Origin of the sequence: Stutzerimonas kirkiae, from assembly GCF_004327335.1 — a bacterium.
Classification (GTDB): domain Bacteria; phylum Pseudomonadota; class Gammaproteobacteria; order Pseudomonadales; family Pseudomonadaceae; genus Stutzerimonas; species Stutzerimonas kirkiae.
In genome coordinates this window covers 17781-34191 of the sequence record NZ_QJUO01000042.1, presented here as the reverse complement: position 1 = coordinate 34191, position 16411 = coordinate 17781, and the positions used below count along the sequence as shown (strand labels likewise).

15 protein-coding genes are annotated in these 16411 nt (G+C 65.9%); 1 reads left to right on the top strand and 14 read right to left on the bottom strand.

Going from position 1 to position 16411, the window contains the following annotated elements; all coding sequences use genetic code 11:
- Positions 1-51: 51 nt before the first annotated feature.
- The 8 genes from DNJ95_RS17480 to DNJ95_RS17445 form a co-directional block, all read right to left on the bottom strand.
- Complete coding sequence (locus DNJ95_RS17480; protein WP_131186010.1) at positions 52-2610, bottom strand: TonB-dependent receptor plug domain-containing protein; 2559 nt, start codon at positions 2608-2610, stop codon at positions 52-54.
- Positions 2611-2771: 161 nt separating this feature from the next.
- Positions 2772-3458 carry a peroxiredoxin-like family protein gene (locus DNJ95_RS17475; protein WP_131186009.1) on the bottom strand — a complete coding sequence of 229 codons (687 nt, stop codon included), beginning with the start codon at positions 3456-3458 and terminating at the stop codon, positions 2772-2774.
- The gene (locus tag DNJ95_RS17470) at positions 3455-4798 is read right to left on the bottom strand and encodes an LLM class flavin-dependent oxidoreductase (RefSeq protein ID WP_131186008.1); all 1344 of its coding nucleotides are present in this window, start codon (positions 4796-4798) and stop codon (positions 3455-3457) included. The genes DNJ95_RS17475 and DNJ95_RS17470 overlap by 4 nt, the downstream gene beginning before the upstream one ends.
- 19 nt (positions 4799-4817) lie before the next feature.
- Positions 4818-5801 carry an ABC transporter substrate-binding protein gene (locus tag DNJ95_RS17465; protein ID WP_131186007.1) on the bottom strand — a complete coding sequence of 328 codons (984 nt, stop codon included), beginning with the start codon at positions 5799-5801 and terminating at the stop codon, positions 4818-4820.
- 28 nt (positions 5802-5829) lie between these two features.
- Complete coding sequence (locus tag DNJ95_RS17460) at positions 5830-6201, bottom strand: 4Fe-4S dicluster domain-containing protein (RefSeq protein ID WP_131186006.1); 372 nt, start codon at positions 6199-6201, stop codon at positions 5830-5832.
- On the bottom strand, positions 6198-7820 hold the full coding sequence (locus DNJ95_RS17455) for an FAD-dependent oxidoreductase (RefSeq protein ID WP_131186005.1): 1623 nt from the start codon (positions 7818-7820) through the stop codon (positions 6198-6200). Before DNJ95_RS17455 ends, DNJ95_RS17460 begins: the two co-directional genes overlap by 4 nt.
- Positions 7821-7983: 163 nt before the next feature.
- Positions 7984-8895: a flavin monoamine oxidase family protein gene (locus DNJ95_RS17450; protein ID WP_420824403.1), complete on the bottom strand. Its 912-nt coding sequence runs from the start codon at positions 8893-8895 to the stop codon at positions 7984-7986.
- Between the two features lie 45 nt (positions 8896-8940).
- Positions 8941-11085, bottom strand: a complete 2145-nt coding sequence (locus DNJ95_RS17445) for a TonB-dependent receptor (RefSeq protein WP_131186004.1) — start codon at positions 11083-11085, stop codon at positions 8941-8943.
- A gap of 276 nt (positions 11086-11361) precedes the next feature.
- On the opposite strand from DNJ95_RS17445, the gene DNJ95_RS17440 reads away from it, so the two are divergent.
- The gene (locus DNJ95_RS17440) at positions 11362-11928 is read left to right on the top strand and encodes a nucleotidyltransferase family protein (protein ID WP_181953407.1); all 567 of its coding nucleotides are present in this window, start codon (positions 11362-11364) and stop codon (positions 11926-11928) included.
- A gap of 48 nt (positions 11929-11976) precedes the next feature.
- Here DNJ95_RS17440 and DNJ95_RS17435 read toward each other — a convergent pair whose 3' ends face one another.
- From DNJ95_RS17435 to DNJ95_RS17410, 6 genes are all read right to left on the bottom strand, one after another.
- The gene (locus DNJ95_RS17435) at positions 11977-12444 is read right to left on the bottom strand and encodes an RES family NAD+ phosphorylase (RefSeq protein WP_131186003.1); all 468 of its coding nucleotides are present in this window, start codon (positions 12442-12444) and stop codon (positions 11977-11979) included.
- Complete coding sequence (parS, locus tag DNJ95_RS17430; protein WP_131186002.1) at positions 12444-12896, bottom strand: type II RES/Xre toxin-antitoxin system antitoxin; 453 nt, start codon at positions 12894-12896, stop codon at positions 12444-12446. The genes DNJ95_RS17435 and parS overlap by 1 nt, the downstream gene beginning before the upstream one ends.
- Before the next feature lie 713 nt (positions 12897-13609).
- Positions 13610-14320, bottom strand: a complete 711-nt coding sequence (locus DNJ95_RS17425; protein ID WP_131186001.1) for a DJ-1/PfpI family protein — start codon at positions 14318-14320, stop codon at positions 13610-13612.
- The gene (locus DNJ95_RS17420; protein ID WP_165491652.1) at positions 14317-14913 is read right to left on the bottom strand and encodes a histidine phosphatase family protein; all 597 of its coding nucleotides are present in this window, start codon (positions 14911-14913) and stop codon (positions 14317-14319) included. Before DNJ95_RS17420 ends, DNJ95_RS17425 begins: the two co-directional genes overlap by 4 nt.
- A 1-nt stretch (position 14914) precedes the next feature.
- A complete protein-coding gene (locus DNJ95_RS17415; protein WP_131185999.1) occupies positions 14915-15553 on the bottom strand; it encodes an HAD family hydrolase in 639 nt (212 codons plus the stop codon).
- A gap of 111 nt (positions 15554-15664) precedes the next feature.
- Complete coding sequence (locus DNJ95_RS17410) at positions 15665-16354, bottom strand: hypothetical protein (RefSeq protein ID WP_207388780.1); 690 nt, start codon at positions 16352-16354, stop codon at positions 15665-15667.
- Positions 16355-16411 lie beyond the last annotated feature (57 nt).

Genomic DNA, 16411 nt, shown 5'->3' with positions numbered 1-16411 from the left:
GGGTAAGGGGGGCGAGGTTTTCCGCGGGCATGCTGTGTTCCTCTCTTCGGGTTACCAGTCGTAGGAAAGGCGCGCGTAATAGAACGCGCCGTTGAGGCCGTAAGGGCTGAAAGCACCGTATTCGTCGGGGTTGTTGATCTCGCTGGGGTTGGCCGTGCCCAGGCCGGTGACGACCGCGTTGGGGTGCTGCCGGTCGGGGCGTATGCCGAACAGGTTGTTCGAGCCGAGGGACAGCGACAGGTTGTCGGTGAGCAGGTAGGTGAGGTCGAGGTCGGTGATCCACCTGGCGCCGAACTGGCGGTCGGCCGCCGCCGTGCTGCCGGCCTCGGTGTACTTGCCGTAGCGCGTGAACTGCAGGTCGGCGATGACATCGCCGATGCGCCAGTTGCCGCCGAGCACCAGCTTGTCCCGTGGGCTGCCCCTGGTCAGGTCAGTCTGCGCCTGGTGGCCGAAGATCACATAGTCGCTGCCGAGCAGGCCGCTGACCGTGCCGTTCTGCTTGATGTCGCGGATAGTGGTGCGGTTGTAGCTGTACAGCGCCGACCAGCGCACCTGGCCGAAGCGCCCGTAGTCGCTGTGCAGTTCGCTGACCAGGTCGACGCCGTCGGTGCGGGTGTCGACGCCGTTCATGTTGTACTGCGCCGAATACAGGTCGTTGATGCCCAGCGAGGCGAGGGTGTCGCGGATCACCGTCGAGGTGCCGCTGTCGCGGATGATCTCGCTCTTGACGATGCGGTCCTTGATCTCGATGCGGTAGGCGTCGAGGGTGATGCGGGCATTGCGGGCCGGCTCCCAGGAAATCCCGACGCTGACGTTGGTCGACTGCTCCGGCTCCAGGTCCCTGGCGCCGAGGGCCTTGGCCGCCACGCTGGCGGGTGGCAGGTAGCGTGCCAGCAGGGTCTGGGTGGTGCCATCGGGCAGGCGCACGCTGGTGTTCTGCGTCACCGAGAAGGTCTGCTGGGCCAGCGACGGCGCGCGGAAACCGGTGTTGACGGTGCCGCGCAGGGCCAGGCCGGGGGCCAGCTCGTAGCGGGTGGACAGCTTGCCGCTGGCGGTGTTGCCGGAGCTGTCGTCGTAGTGCTCGAAGCGGAAGGCGGCGCTGGTATACAGGCGCTCGCTGAGATTGGTGCCGGCGTCGATATAGAAGGCGTAGCTGTCGCGATCCAGGGCGCCGGCATCGGCGGGCGAGGTGCCGGTGAAGGATTGCAGGCCGGCACTGGGGCGCTGCCCGGCGCGCGGATGGCCGGTGGGGTATTCATAGCCGCCGTCACGATAGGAATCCGGTTCGCCCGCGGTCTGCAGGTACTTTTCCCAGCGATGCTCGATGCCGGCCGAGAGTTGCAGCGGTTTGCCCAGGCCGATCTCGAACGGGCGGGTGAAATCCAGGTTGGTCGTCCACTGCTCGAACTCCAGGGCACCGAGGTAGAACGAGGTCTTGCTCGCCGGCCCGAGGGAGGCGTTGAGGGTGTTCTGCGCGCCGAGGCGTACGTCGTCCTTGCCGTAGGTGGTGGACAGGTCGTAGTCCCAGCCGGCGAGGTCGCCCTTGCCGCCGAAGGCGAACTGGAAGTCCTTTTCGTCGATCAGGCGCTGGGCATGGAAGCCGTCCGGGTAGATTTCCGGGATCGATGACAGACTGGTGGCGCGGAAACTGCCCCGGGTATCGACGATGCTGCGGTCGCTGTAGGTGGCGAAGGAGTACAGCGTCAGCCTGTTGCTCAGCGGCAGCTCGGCGTTGTACGACAGGTTGTAGACCTCGTCGCGGTTGGAGCGGCCATAGCCCCTGGACAGCAGGCGGTCCACCGATGCCTCCCGTGGGTCGGCCGTTGCGCCGGGTGTGCCGAAGGGCACCGACTGGCCGTTCAGCACCGGGTAGTACCAGGCGCCCTGGGCATCGCCGGCGCTGTACGACGGCCCTTGCAGGCGGATATCCAGCGAAGTGTTGAAGAAGCCACCGTCGGCGCCGAGGGCGAAGCCGCCGTTGAGGCCGGTCTGGGTCAGGTCGCCGGGCTTGTCTTCCTGCTGGCCGACGGTGACGCTGGCACTGCCGCCTTCGGCCTGGCGCTTGAGGATGATGTTGAGCACGCCGGCGATGGCGTCCGAGCCGTACTGCGCCGAGGCGCCGTCGCGCAGCAGCTCGATACGTTCGATGGCCGACGTGGGGATCAGGTCCAGGTCGACCGGCACGCTGCCGCTGGCGATGCGTGCGAAGTTGTTGTAGACGGCAGTGTTGTGCCGGCGTTTGCCGTTGACCAGCACCAGCAGGTGATCGCCGGACAGGCCACGGATAGACACCGGGCGTACCGACGACGAAGTACCGCCGCCGGCCTGGGCCGGGGCGCTGAACGAGGGCACGATGCGCCCGAGGGCTTCGCGCAGGCTGGCCTTGCCGGTCTTGCGGATCTGTTCGCCACTGATTATGTCGATGGGCGATGGGCTGTCCGCCACAGTCAGGGTGTTGCTGCGATTGCCGGTGGAGATCACCGAGACGGTGTCGAGTACGGTTTCCTGCGGTGCGGCCTGGGCCGACAGGCTACCGGCCAGGCCAACGAACAGCAGGTAGCGTAGCCGGGACGGTTGTGGGGTGGTCTGGTGCGGTACGAACGCATGCATCTGCAACTTCCTTCACTGGGCAAAAGAAGCCCCTTCGGAGCCCGAGGGACGGGCTCGTGATGGGTGACTGGGGATGGGCGCCAGCGTTCGGGCTGGTGGCGATTCGTGCTTGCCTCTGGTACGCACGCCAGGAGGGTGCGCGTATCAGTAACAGGGTGGTGCTACGCGCGCTTGCTGGTGCGCAGATCCTGGTCCAGCAGGGCATCCACCGCCTCGATGATCGGCTGTGCCTCGCTGCGTACCAGCCAGTCCGGGCTGACCTCGGCGAAGTGCACGCGGCGGTCCTGGCCGATCACCAGTACGGTCGGCTGCGGCAGTTCCCAGGTGCCGGTGCCGGTGACTTCGCCGATCCCCGGCCCCTTGGCCAGGGAGGCCTGGCGCGAGGCTTCGTCGAACGCATAGAGGATGCCCAGGCGCCGGCCCAGGGCGTTACCCGGGTCGCTGGCCACCTGCAGGGTCAGTGCGTGGCGCTCCTTGATGTCCTTCAGGCGCTCGGGCACCTGCGGGCTGATCGCCACCAGCGGCACACCGCGCTCGTGCAGCGCTGGCTGCAGGTTGCGCTCGTAATAGGGGATGGCAAGATTGCACGCCGGGCAGCCGGCGAAGCGGAAGAACACCAGCACCGCCGGGCCGTTGGCGAGCAGTCGTTCGAGCTCCAGGGTGCCACCCTCGACCGGTGCCAGGGTGAAGGCGTCGAGGCTGTCGCCGACCTTGACGAAGCGTGCCGGATCGGCCTGTTCAACCAGGGTGCGACGCTGGTCGATGTTGATCTTCAGGGCTTCCGGCGCCCAGGTACGCTCACGTTCGGCGTGCAGGTCGGCCAGCAACTGGTTGATCGATTCGCTCATGCCACTTCTCCTTGTGTACGACGCAGGGTGTTGCGGTTGGCCGGGATGGCCAGGCCGAAGTTGTCGCGCAGGGTGCTGCCGCTGTACTCGCGGCGCAGCAGGCCGCGCTCCTGCAGCACCGGCACCACCAGTTCGGTGAACTTCTCCAGGCCGTCGGGCAGCAGCGAGTTGACGATAAAGCCGTCGGCGGCACCGTTCTCGAACCAATGCTGCAAGGCATCCGCCACCTGTTGCGGGGTACCGACGAAGTCCCGGCGTGGCTGGGCCACGCGCAGTGCCACCTCGCGCAGGGTCGGGTTTTCCTCGGCAACCAGCCTGAGGATGCGTTCGGCGAAGCCTCGGCTGCTCTCCTTGCCCAGGGCCTCCAGGCTGTCCTGGGCGGGGAAGGGCGCGTCCGGGTCATGGGTGCTGAAGTCGTAGTCGTTGAATGGCCGGCCGAGGGCAGCGATGGCTTCGTCCAGGCTGACCAGTTCGACTGCCTGGCGATAGCGGTCCTCCACTTCCCGTTCGTCGCGGCCGACGATGGGGCGGATGCCGGGCAGGATGAACAGCTCGTCCGGGTTGCGCCCGGCCACGCTGGCGCGGCGCTTGAGGTCCCGGTAGTAGTCGCGGGCTTCCTCGAAGGACTCCGGGCTGACGAAGATCGCATCGGCGTTGCGCGCGGCGAAATCACGCCCGGCCTCGGAGGTGCCGGCCTGGAAGATCAGCGGCTGGCCCTGGGGCGAGCGGGCGATGTTCAGCGGGCCCTTGACCCTGAAGAACTCGCCCTGGTGATCGAGCGTATGCAGCGCGCCGGGGGTGAAGAAGGTGCCGCTGGCCTTGTCACGCACGAAGGCGTCGTCTTCCCAGGAGTCCCACAGGCCCTTGACCACCTCGACATGCTCGCGGGCGATGCGGTAGCGCAGCGCGTGCGGTGGGTGTTCGGCCTTGCCGAAGTTGTCGGCGGTGCCGGAGAGCCAGGAGGTGACCACGTTCCAGCCAGCGCGACCGCCGCTGATATGGTCCAGCGAGGCGAGTTGGCGCGCCACTTGGAACGGCTCGGTGTAGCTGACGGTGATGGTCGCCACCAGGCCGATATGCTCGGTCACCGCCGCCAGTCCGGAGAGCACGGTCAGCGGCTCGAAGCGGTTGAGGTAGTGCGGGCTGGATTTCTCGTGGATATGCAGGCTGTCGGCGATGAAGGCGAAGTCGAACTTCGCCGCTTCGGCCAGTTGCGCCTGGCGCTTGTAGAAGGCGAAGTTGACGCTGGCGTCGGCCTGCGCGTCCGGGTGGCGCCACTCGCCCCAGCCGTGGCCGACGCCATGGATCATGGCGCCGAGTCTGATCTGTCGCTTGCTCATGCTGTGGATTCCTCTCGATTCATTCAGGCTGGGAATGGGTGGGTTGGCTGGCAGGCAGCCCGCGAACGGCGTTGAAGCTGTCGTCGAAGCCCTGGGAAACGTCCACCGGGCGCGTCAGCACGCCTTCCGCCAGGTAGATGTCGGCGGTCTTCTGCAGGTTGTCGATGACCTGCGTGCTGATCGCCACCGGGCGGAAGTCGGTGTTGCTGGCCGAGGTCAGGTGCACTTGGACGGGAAGGCCGGTGACTTTCGCCTGGGCCCGGGCATAGGCCTCGGGGTGTTCATTCACCCATTGCCAGGCGCGGTCGAGGCGCTGGACGAAGTCGTCCAGTTGCGCGCGCTTGCCGGCGATGGCCTGGCTGGTGGCGGCCAGGTACAAGTGGTTGCTCAGCAGGTCGTCGCCCTTGCGCAGGATGCGCGCGCCGTTCTGGGTGATGGCGATGGTGGTGTACGGGTCCCAGGTCGACCAGGCGTCGGCATTGCCGCTTTCCAGGGCGCTGCGGGCATCGCTGGGCAGCAGGTTGACGAGGGTCACGTCCGTGCTCTTCAGCCCGGCATCCTGCAGTGCGCGGATCACCAGGTAGTGACCGATGGAGCCACGGTTGGTGACGACGCGCTTGCCCTCGAGGTCGGCGACGCTGCGCAGCGGCGAATCCCTGGGTACCAGGATCGAGGTGCTGAAGCGCCCGTCGGCATGGGTGATGGCGACCACCTTGAGCGGTGCGCCGGCACCCAGGGCGAATACATAGGGCGCATCGCCGAGGGCGCCGACATCCACGGCGCCGGCGTTGAGCGCTTCGCCCAGCGGCGCGGCGGCGGCGAACTCCGACCAGTCGATGCGGTAGGGCAGGTTGTCCAGTTCACCGGCGGCTTCCAGCAGCAGCTTGAGCGAGGACTTCTGGTTGGCCACGCGCAGGGCCTGCAACTCGGCGGCCAGGGTCAGGGGGCTGGCGAGCAGCAGCGCCAGGGTGCAGAGCGAGGCGAAAGCATGACGGATCGACATCGGTGGAACTCCTTCTCGGTGGGGCGGCTCAGGGTTTGCCGAGGCCGTCGATGGTGCCGCTGCGAAAGCCGGCTGCGCGGCGGAACACCTGGCCCATGCGCCATTGCTGGTTGCTGTAGCGGTCGGCCCACTCGTCCCAGCCGGAGTGGCGGCGGTACTGGCCGAGGGTGCCGGAGGCCAGCGCCTGCGCTTCGTCGATGCCCTGGGGGCGCTCGCAGTCGTGGCCGACATAGATCGCGTCGGCCGTGCAATACAGCTCGCATTGGTAGCAGCTCTGGCAATCCGCCTGGCGAGCGATGAAGGGGTGGCCTTCGGCGCTCACTTCGAGCACGCTGCCGGGGCAGACCTCGACGCAACGGTTGCAACCGTCGCAGCGCGACTGGACGATGACTTCGATCATGCCGGCAGCTCCTGGGGCTGTGCGGGGCTTGGAGTGGGGCTTTCTTCGCGGCGCACCCAGACCTGGTCGAGCCCGCCGGTGGCGAGGCGGTAGGCGAGACCGTCGTCGGTGTGTGGCAGGTCGCTGCGAAAGTGCAGGCCACGGCTTTCCTTGCGCTCCAGCGCGGCGCGGTAGCACCAGCGGGCGGTGGCGACCAGGGCGGCGCTCTCGCGGTTGCGCACCTGCTCGTCGGCTGCGCCGCCGAGGTGACGACGCAGGTCGTTCCAGGTCGCGTCGAGGGTGTCCAGCGAACGCTGGAGCTTCTCGCCGGTACGGAAGAAGTTCTTCTCCAGCGGCAGCATCTCGTTGCGCACGGTGTCGCTGATCCGCGCGGCCTCTGTGCTGTCCTGGCGTGGTTTGTCGCTGGGACGCAGGCCGGCCTGGCCGATGCCTTCCACGGGTTCGTCCAGGCGCCGTCCGGCCCGTTGCGCGAGGGTGGCGACGGCGCGTCCGGCCCAGATGCCCGAGGACAGCGCCCAGGCCGCATTGACCGCGCCGCCGCCCGTGTTGGCGCCGGCTACAAGCACGCGGGTGGCGCTGTCGCCAATGGCGTAGAGACCGGGGACGTGGGTCTGGCAGTGCTCGTCGATCACCCGCAGGCCGCCGGTGCCACGGATGGTGCCCTCGGCGCGCAGGGTGACTTCGAAGCGTTCCTCGTAGGGGCGCAGGCCGGCGCGGTCGAACAGCAACTGCACGTTGGGGGAGATTTCCGGCAACTGTTCGCGGATGTCTTCCGGCGTATCCCGCAGGCTGCAGTACACCGGCCCGCGTTGCAGCGCCTGGGCCAGCCCGGCGGTGCGCATCGACGGGTCCGGGCCTTCCACGGGGGCCACCACCTGGCCGCTGGCGTCGTAGTAGGTGGCGAAGGAATAGATCATGCTGCGGGTCATGCCGGTGTGCGCCTGGGCGATGCAGTACTCGCGGGAGAACTCCATGCCGGACAGTTCGGCGCCGGCCTCGGCGGCCATCAGGAAGCCGTCGCCGGTGTTGTTGCCGCTGCCGAGCAGGTGGGACCTGAAGGCGCAGCCGCCGGCGGCGAGGATCACCCCGGCGGCGCGTACCTGCCAGTCCCGTCGCTGGCGGGTCTGCCAGCCGCGTGCGCCCGCGATCGAGCCATCTGCGCGGCGCAGCAGCTCCAGCGCCGGGCTATGGTCGAGGATGGTCACGCCGGCCTGCTCGATACGCTGGCGCAGGGCGCGCATGTATTCCGGGCCGCGCACCGCGCCGTACCAGGTCTTGCCGTTGTCGTCGGTGCCGAAGTCGTACCAGGGGGCGAGGGTCGGCAGCCATTCCCAGGTTTCCTCGAGGATACGCCGCATCCAGCGCTTGTCGGCCAGGCCGAGGGTGGGGATGGCACGGGTCTCCACCGCGCTGTCGCGCTGCTCCGGCTCGACCCACCAGTGCCCCGGCCCGGCGGCGGCGGTGACGCCGCTGGTGCCGCACCAGCCCTTGTCCACCAGCACCACCTCGGCCCCCGCCTGGCGCGCCGCCACCGCCGCCCAGGCGCCGGCCATGCCGCCACCGATGATCAGCACGTCGGTATCCAGTTCGAGCCTGGGCTGGTGGGATGCATCGGCCATGCGGGGACTCCTGTGGCGGGTTCATGGAAGAGCCTCCGCCAGGAGTGGGGTCGGTCTGTGGGTGAAAGGTAGAGCTATTAAAAACCGCTGTGAAATTATTTTTGGCTCTATGCTAATTTCTTATTTTTTATAATCATATTTTTGTTTTATGTGTTTTTTGTATTTATCCCCATGTTGGGTTCAGCGTGCAAAGCCTTAGGGTGCGCCGCGTGCACCGAACGAATCCCCGGACTTGTTGTGATGCGGCTCGCATTCCTGAACGAATCAGGATGCCGCCCCTCTTTCCTTGGCCTATGTTTCCCCGGCATCTGCTGAGCGGAGAATTCGGGGATTTCCTCGAACACCTGCGGCAGCAGCAGGTTGCTGTCGAGCAGGCGGCGCAGTTGCTGTGGCTAGCGGATGACCGGCGTCTGCTCGCCGTGTAGCCGGCGCGCCGCGAGCCCTGGTAATGGTGCTGGTCGTCGAGATCACCGTATACCTTGAGAAACTCCAGCAGTGCCGGGCGCTCGTCGGCGGACAGTTGCTGGTCCAGGGCGTGGCTGCTGACGCTGCGCGACAGCAGGTCGCTGAGCCAGCCACGGGTGTCGTTGACCGCCTGGCGCAGTTGCCGCGGTGGCTGGTTCAGGTCGGGCTGCACCAGGGCACTGCGGCTGCTGTTGACCAGCGGTTGCAGTTCCACGCCGAACTCGCGGCAGTAGCCGAGGAGGGTCTGGTGGTGGCTGGGGATGCGCCCGGCGCCGGCGTTGAAGAACAGCCCGTCGTCGAACTGGACGGTCTGCCGGCTGCCATCGTTGTGCTCGACGGTATCGCCGTTGCGCAGGGTCCAGACCCGCCCACCGACACGGTTGCGGGCTTCCAGTACGGTCACGGCGAAACCAGCCTTGTCCAGCTCGTAGGCCGAGACCAGTCCGGCGATGCCGGCGCCGACGATCAGTACGCGTTTGCCCTGGCCGTTGCCGGCGAGTTGCAGGGGCTTGAAGGTGGCGGCCTGTGACGATTGCGGCAGCAGGCCGATGCCGCTGATGGCGCCGACGGCGGCGATCCGGGAAATCAGGTCTCTACGGGTGAGCCCCATGGTGTCTCTCCTTGTGATGGGTCGATGCGTTCCGTGCCTTTTGGCCTACAGGTCGTAGCGCACGCTGAGCAGGACCGTGCGTGGGTCGTTGAACGCGTAGTGGGAGGTGTTGCTGGCAGCCGAGTAGGCGACGGTCTGCGGGTAGGCGCGGTCGAGCAGGTTCTTCACCGCCAGGGTGGTGGTCCAGTGGCCATCGCCGCTGGCATAGCTGGTGCTGGCATTCCAGAAGCCCTGGGCAGGCACTTCATAAATGTCGGCGTTCAGCGCATTGGCCCAGGAGCGCGTCTGGTACTGGTAGTCGGTGGCGGCCACCAGGGCACCGGGCAGGTCCAGGGGAATGGTCCAGGTCAGGCCCAGGCTGGCGTTCCAGCGCGGGGCGAAGATCATCTCCTTGCCGTCGGCGCTGACACCGGGGCCGCTGGCGTTCTGGAAGTCGTCGTACTTGCTCTTGAGGTAGCCGATATTGGCCCTCAGTTGCAGGTCGCGGGCGAGCAGGGCGGTGTTCTCCAGTTCGACGCCATAGGTGTGGGCGCTGCCGACGTTGGTGCGCAGGTTGGCGCTGATCGCCGGGTCCCAGGCGTTGGTCTGCAGGTCGTCGTAGTCGTTGTAGAACACGGCGATATTGCTGCGCAGGCGTCCCCCGATGAAGTCACCCTTGAGGCCGAACTCATAGGTGGTGACGTTCTCCGGGTCGAAGCCCTGTTCGGCGGCGAGCCGGGTGGGTGCGCGATTGTCGAAACCGCCGGCCTTGAAGCCGCGCGCCACATAGCCGTATTGCACCAGGTCGTCGTTCCAGGCGTATTCGAGGCCTACCTTGGGGCTGAGCGATGCCCAGGAATCACTGGTGTCGGCGCTGAAATTGACGCCTGTGATCACCTGCTGCGGGGTGATGGCGTAGTTCGCGTAGCTAAAATTCTTGTGTTCGCTGGTGTAACGCAGGCCGGCGGTCAGCGACAAGCGCGGGGTCAGCTTGTAGTTGCCCTGGCCATAGAGCGCGTAGCTTTCGGTGTCGGTGGTGCTGTACTGGCCGCTGGCGTTGACCCGGTCCTGGGCCACCGAGTAGGTGAGGCTGTCGCGCTCGGCGCGGAAGCGTTCCTTGTAGAGGTAGAGGCCCAGGGTATAGCTCAGTCGCTCGCCTTCGCCGTTGAGCTGGAATTCCTGGGTGGCATAGCGCTGCTTGTAGACGATCAGGTTGTTCTGGATCGGCGAGGCGTTGCCGCTGTTGGCCTTGCCCGAGTTGTCGTAGTCCACCGGCTGATCGAACTCGGACCAGGCGGTTACCGACTTGAATTGCAGCCCGTCGCCCAGTTCGCGGATCACCCGCAGCACCGCGCTGCCCTGGTCGAGTTTGTTTTTCGGGGTCAGGCTGTTGTAGGTCTTGAACTTGTCGTAGCGCCCGGTGGCCGGGTCGAAGGGGGTGTAGCTGGTGGTGTCGCCACGGTCGATGGTGGCCGCCAGGGTCAGTTGCACGTCCCACGGGGATTCGTCCGGCGCCCAGCGCAGCTTGCCCCGGTAGGACTGGATGTCGATGTTGTTGACGTCCTTGCCGGTGGTGCGGTTGTGCACGGTGCCGTCGCGGGTCAGGCGCAGGGCGGAGAAACTGCCGAACAGGGTGTCGTCGACCAGCGGGCCGCTGAGCAGCAGGCGGCCGTTGCGCGCGTCGTAGGTGCCCGCGCCCAGTTCGAGGAAGCCCCGGCGCTGCTGGTCCGGGTCGCGGGTGATCACGCGCACCGCACCGGCGGCACTGTTGCGCCCGTACAGGGTGCCCTGTGGTCCGCGCAGCACTTCCACGCGCTCGACGTCGTTGAAGTCGAGCATCGAGGAGATGGCGCGTGGGATGTACAGGTCGTCGGCGTACACTGCCACGGCGGCCTCCTGGATCGGGTCGGTTTCGCCGATACCGCGGATGCCGTAGGTCTGGGCGCTGTAGGAAATCGACTGGCGGTTCAGCGTCAGGTTGGGCACGCGGCCGGAGAGGTCGCGTACATTGCTGATCTGCTGGTCGCGCAGGGTGTTCTCGTCGAAGGCGGAGATGGCCAGGGGTGTCTTCTGCAGGTTTTCCTGGCGGTGTTCGGCGGTGACGGTGACGGTGGGCAGGCGATCGTCATCGCTGGTCGACGCGGCCAGTGCCGGAGTGCTGACGGCCAGTGCGAGCACGAGGGGTTTCAGGGGGAATGGAAGGCTGGGCATGGCTGTGGTTCCTGACGGTCAGCGAGGGGGCGTGATGTCGGAAACCTGATGGCAAGCGGGTGGAGTAGCACCGATCCGAATGGCGCAGGACAGCAGGAATCCGTTGCCTCCACCGTGTTTGGGGTCGGTCTGGTACAGAAGGTATTAGTTTTAAAAAGTGCTGTGAAAGTCTTTTTAGTTCTATGTTAATTATGAATTATTATTATTTAATTGTTTGTTTAATATAAAATATTATGATTATTTTGTGTGCGCATGCGACGTGTCAGGGAACGGGGTATGTCCGATAACGTGGTGCGGTTACAGGGTATCGTTCGCCAGAGTGATTGGTTCATGGCGGCGCTGCGTGCCGCCAGGGCGCAGGGGCTGCGCGACTGGTGCATTGGCGCAGGCGCAGTTCGCAATCTGGTGTGGGATCACCTGCATGGGCATGCCACACCCTCCGCGTTGAGCGACATCGACCTGGCCTATTTCGACCTGGATGACCTGTCCGCCGCGCGTGATCGTGCGCTGCAGGCACGGCTGTGTTCGTTAGCGCCGGGGCTGCCCTGGGAGGTGACCAACCAAGCTGGCGTGCACCTGTGGTTCGAGGCGTATTTCGGCCATGCGGTCGCGCCGCTGTGCTCGTTGGAGCAGGCGGTGGCCAGTTGGCCGGAATTCGCCACGGCGGTGGGGGTGTCCCTGGCGGATGACGACTGCTTGCACGTCATCGCACCTCATGGGCTGGATGATCTGTTCGCCATGCGCATTCGCCGCAACCCGACGCGGGTCAGCGAGGCGACCTATCGTCAGCGTATTGCACAGAAGCGTTATCGGGAGCGCTGGCCTCGGGTGCTGATCGAGTGAGCGCCGGCCAGGCGGCTTTCATGTTCTCTTCCGGGAGCGGTGCATGGCTCAGGCCCTGGCAATGAACAAGCGCTCGTCGTAGGCGAAGTCGAGGATTTCCACAAGCCTGACGTCGGCCATGGCGGGATGCCGTGGGTTGAGCATGATGTTGCGTTCGAGCCGCAGCACGGCGGATGGCAGGATCAGTCCGAGTTGTCCGCACTGTTCGAGCCAGTGTGTACCGAAGGCCATGCTCGGCCGGTCGGCGGGGAGCGAGGCCCAGCCATCGGGGAGGCTGCCCGGCTCTGGTTCGAGATACAGCGAGGGGGCGTCAGGCAGTTCGAAGAGGCTGATCTTCATCGGTATGAGCGGCCGCCGGGTCTGGTGCACGAAGGTCTCCAGGCAGCAGATCGCGGGCGACAGGCCCAGGTAGACGGCAGGCACCTCGGCGTCGTTCCAGCGGCCCCCTTCGATGGCCGCACCCTTGCCGGACAGATCCGCGGCCCTGGCCGCCTTGGCAATGCGCCAGGCCCGCATCAGGCGGCACCACCCCATTCGATGGCATGCAGGACTCGCCGCACCTGGCGCGCGCCCAGTTCGGTCTCGCACAGCGAGAGGGGCGTCTTGCCGCCGAGGGCATCGTTCTCGCTCGCCAGCCAGTCGGTTGCCACGGTCTTGTCCTCGAAGACCGTTTCGGCGAGCACGGCGATCTGGGCAAGGCGGTCGATCCGTTCGGAGGCCACCGGGTCGAGGGCGATATTGCCCTTGATGCGGCGCTCCAGGGTCGATGTTGAGAGGTTCACCAGCAGGGCCAGGGCCGGTGTCTTCATATCGAAGGCCGAACGCACCGCGACCAGCCAGGAAGCCTCCAGGCCCTGGCTGATCCGCAGCAGGCGTTCATGTTCGGTCTGCTGCGTCAGGGCGTGGGCCATGATCCAGAAGGGCAGGTTGCTGCCTCCCATGGCTGACGATCTGGCGAGGACTGGCATGGTGGCCTCCTTCAAATGAATGTTTCAGGTTCGTCAGATGATAGCAGAAGTCAGGGTGGGTAATAGGCCAGGGCAATCGCGCTATACAAAAGATTGCAACTGGATTGGCAATTTTGTCTCAGGCTGATCGAGCGTATTGAATGATCTCGGGTGCAGCGCCTCTGCGCGGATGCCAGGTGGCGGGACGGGGCCTTCGCCACCTGGCACCCGCACAGCCCTCTTCGGCGGTGACTGGGCGGAAAAGCCGGTGACTATACGTCCGTGACACCTGGGTTCCCGCCTGCGCGGGAACGACCGAGGAAGGGTTTTCCCGCATTCAACTCGGTATTCGCTGCGATTCTGGTCAACCCCTCGGAGAAACCTTCGTCGGCAGGGACGCCGACGAAGAGCCCCATGGATGGGTTCATGCGTGTTTCGTAGAGGGGTTGACCGGGATCGCAACGCCACGGACATCAGGGCAACGCAATGGCTTTTATGCTCAAGAGGCCACTCACTTGCCAATCCGGTTGCAAGGCTGCTCCTTGAGGGCTATAGCACGATTGCCCTGGGAGCCGCGCAGGGTGATTGCGCGATACGCTCAACGAGCCGACGAAAGTACCGGAGGCTGGTTACCACCGTTCACGCAGGACCGTGGCAAGGGCTATCGACGACAGTGCCACAGGTATCGTCGAGGGTGCCGTCGAGGTTCAGGAACGGCAGAGGGCGTGTGCGCCTTATGGCTTGGGGTGCGAGACGGGGGACAAGTGTTGTGCCGCGCGCAGGGTCGCCTGGCGGCGGCGTTCGATGAATCCGGCGCTCTGCTCACGCACCCGCGCCAGCAGCGCCGGTGCCGCACTGTGGGGCGAGCCGCAGGCATAGGGCGGTTGAGGGTCGTATTCCATCTGCAAATGGATCGCCTGAGCCGTATCGTCGCCGGCCAGTTCGGCAACGACGCTCAGGGCGAAGTCGATGCCGGAGGTGACGCCGGCGCCACTGATACGGTTGCGGTCGCGCACCACCCGTCGTGCGACGGGGATGGCACCAGGCAGCGCCAACTGGTCGATGGACGACCAGTGGCAGGTGGCCTGGTAGCCGTCCAGCAGGCCGGCGGCGTCCAGCACCAGCGAACCGGTGCAGACCGAGGTGATCAGTTGGCAGTGTTCGGCGATGCGCCTAATGAAGTCCAGGGTCGGGGTATCGTCCATCAGTTCGATCTGCCCCGGGCCGCCAGGTATGCAGATGACATCGAGTCGGGGGCAGTCCTGGAAGGTGGTGTCCGGCAGGATTCTCAGCCCGCGATCAGCCGTTACCGGATCGAGGGTCTTACAGATCAGGTGGAGTCTTGCGCCCGGCAGCCGGCCGAACACTTCGGCAGGGCCGGTCAGGTCCAGTTGGGTCAGGCCGGGGAACAGCAGCCGGCCGATATGCCGGGGAGGATGGCTCATATTGATTCCGTGGATGCGTCGTTGAGTGTCGTGTCGAAACGGGCCAATGGCAGGCTCGGTTGCAGTTCGCAGTATTGGGCATTATCCAGTTGCCAGTCGAACAGGTCGCGGCGGTCACCGAGTGCGATGGCACGGATGACCTTGGCGACGAAACCGTGGGCGACCAGCGCGACGGTGGCCTGCGGGTCGCGTCGAAGCAGGCGTTCGAGCCCTTGGCCAACGCGCTCGAAGACGGCGGCAATGGTTTCTCCGCCCTCGGGCGCAGCCTGCCATTGACGGGTGATGTTGCGCTGCCAGGCCTCGGGAAAGCGTGCCTGGGCCTCGGCGCTGGTCAGGCCTTCGAACACGCCGACGTGGCGCTCGCGGAAGGCCTCCTCGATCTCGACGGGGCGGCCTTGGGCGAGGATCCGGGCGCTCTGCCGGGCTCGCAGCAACGGCGAAGAGATGAGGATGTCGATGTCGCCGGGCAGGCTGTCGCGCAACGCCTCGGCCTGGCGGATACCGGTGGCGTTCAGGGGCGGGTCGAGGGCGCCGAGGTAGCGTTGTTCGAGGTTGTAGGCGGTTTGTCCGTGGCGGATGACCAGTAGGCGCATGTCATTCCCTCCCGGCGAGCAGCCGGGGCAGTTCGCCCATATCGCGCAAATGCGCATGCTGTGCGGAAGGCGTGGCCAGGCTGCCTGGCGGTATATAGTGCAACGCCGTCATACCGGCCGCGTCGGCCGCGCGCAGTCCCGCCTCGCTGTCTTCGATGACCAGGCAATCGCGTGGCGCGAAGCCCATCGATTCGGCCGCGTGAAGAAAGATGCCGGGCTCCGGTTTCCAACTGCCGATGTCATAGGAACTGAAGATCCCGGTGTCGAAGAAATCCCGCAGGCCGCTGACGCGCAAGGCCTGCTCGATCTTGGCCTTTGGCGCGCTGGAAGCCACGCAGCGGCTGAACGGGTTGTGCTGGAGCATTCCGACCGTGCCGGGCGTGGCTCGCAGTTCGCTTTCGAACAGCGTGGCGACCCGCCGCCGGTAGGCCTGCTCGAAACCAGGCGGCAAGGGGTGCCCCAGCAAAGCGGCCAGGTCGTCCAGGATGACCGCCAACTGGCGTCCGGCAGAGCGGCTGGCCAGGCTTTCGACGTCCAGATCGAGTTCCGGCAACAGCTCGAGAAAGGCCCGGTTGTTCAGGTGTTCACTGTCGACCAGGGTGCCATCGAGATCGAAGATCACGCAGATGGATGCAGGCATCTCAGGATCGTTCCTTTCGCGGACTAAGCCGTAGGGCGGCCCACACCCTACGGGAGTTCCTGCGCGCTCCGTATGCCCGTCGCATCCTCGAAGGGAATGGCCGCGGCTCGCTCATGCACGGCACGAAAGCGGCGCCCGCCGGCAATCGCCATCGAAGAGAAAGCCGCCGTGGGGCGCCAGTTCATCTTCGGCCAGGCGGATGACCGGCTCTGCATCTGCCGATACGAACAGCACCCTGAAGGCATCGTCGAAACGATCCGCCAACGACTGGTCCAGTTCGCTCAAGAGGCGTGGCGCCCACTTGCCGGTTCCATACCATCGGCCTCGTCCGCGCAACGCAAGCTCCACGAGTTTGGCATGCAGCGCGGCGCCAATGGAGATCATCTCACTTGCCGGTCGGATACCGCGCAGGTCATCGATGGCGTCGGTGATTTCATAGCGTAATGCGTCCAGGGCAGCGAGCGTCAAGGGCGGCGGCCCTTTTACCAGGCGCTCCGATACACCCTGCCGCAAGCGTTCGGCGGGCTCCGGCGCCGGGCCAATGATCACGCCCTCCACGATCATGTTGAGCATGCACGGACGCCCCCGGTTCACGTCCGCATCGACGAACCAGGCCAGGGTCTGCCGGTCGTGAACGAACGCCTCGACCGGAATACCCTGCGCCACGAACGACTCGCGGTATGCCGCGTCCAGGTGATCGTGGATGACCACGAGATCGATATCGGAAAGGTAGGTACCTTGCCCGCGCATGATCGAGCCTGCGACATAGGCGAAGGATGCGCCCGCATAGCGGGTGCGCAACAGGGTATCGGCAATGGCCAAGGCTTCGGCAGAGGAAGGGAGCCTGTGGTTCGTGAT

Coding starts and splice junctions, on each gene's coding strand:
- DNJ95_RS17470 (WP_131186008.1), bottom strand. CDS start 4,798: ATGAGCAAGCGACAGATCAGACTCGGCGCCATGATCCATGGCGTCGGC.
- DNJ95_RS17420 (WP_165491652.1), bottom strand. CDS start 14,913: ATGCGCCTACTGGTCATCCGCCACGGACAAACCGCCTACAACCTCGAA.
- DNJ95_RS17480 (WP_131186010.1), bottom strand. CDS start 2,610: ATGCATGCGTTCGTACCGCACCAGACCACCCCACAACCGTCCCGGCTA.
- DNJ95_RS17465 (WP_131186007.1), bottom strand. CDS start 5,801: ATGTCGATCCGTCATGCTTTCGCCTCGCTCTGCACCCTGGCGCTGCTG.
- DNJ95_RS17435 (WP_131186003.1), bottom strand. CDS start 12,444: ATGCGGGCCTGGCGCATTGCCAAGGCGGCCAGGGCCGCGGATCTGTCC.
- DNJ95_RS17415 (WP_131185999.1), bottom strand. CDS start 15,553: ATGCCTGCATCCATCTGCGTGATCTTCGATCTCGATGGCACCCTGGTC.
- DNJ95_RS17440 (WP_181953407.1), top strand. CDS start 11,362: ATGTCCGATAACGTGGTGCGGTTACAGGGTATCGTTCGCCAGAGTGAT.
- DNJ95_RS17425 (WP_131186001.1), bottom strand. CDS start 14,320: ATGAGCCATCCTCCCCGGCATATCGGCCGGCTGCTGTTCCCCGGCCTG.
- DNJ95_RS17455 (WP_131186005.1), bottom strand. CDS start 7,820: ATGGCCGATGCATCCCACCAGCCCAGGCTCGAACTGGATACCGACGTG.
- DNJ95_RS17450 (WP_420824403.1), bottom strand. CDS start 8,895: ATGGGGCTCACCCGTAGAGACCTGATTTCCCGGATCGCCGCCGTCGGC.
- parS (WP_131186002.1), bottom strand. CDS start 12,896: ATGCCAGTCCTCGCCAGATCGTCAGCCATGGGAGGCAGCAACCTGCCC.
- DNJ95_RS17460 (WP_131186006.1), bottom strand. CDS start 6,201: ATGATCGAAGTCATCGTCCAGTCGCGCTGCGACGGTTGCAACCGTTGC.
- DNJ95_RS17475 (WP_131186009.1), bottom strand. CDS start 3,458: ATGAGCGAATCGATCAACCAGTTGCTGGCCGACCTGCACGCCGAACGT.
- DNJ95_RS17445 (WP_131186004.1), bottom strand. CDS start 11,085: ATGCCCAGCCTTCCATTCCCCCTGAAACCCCTCGTGCTCGCACTGGCC.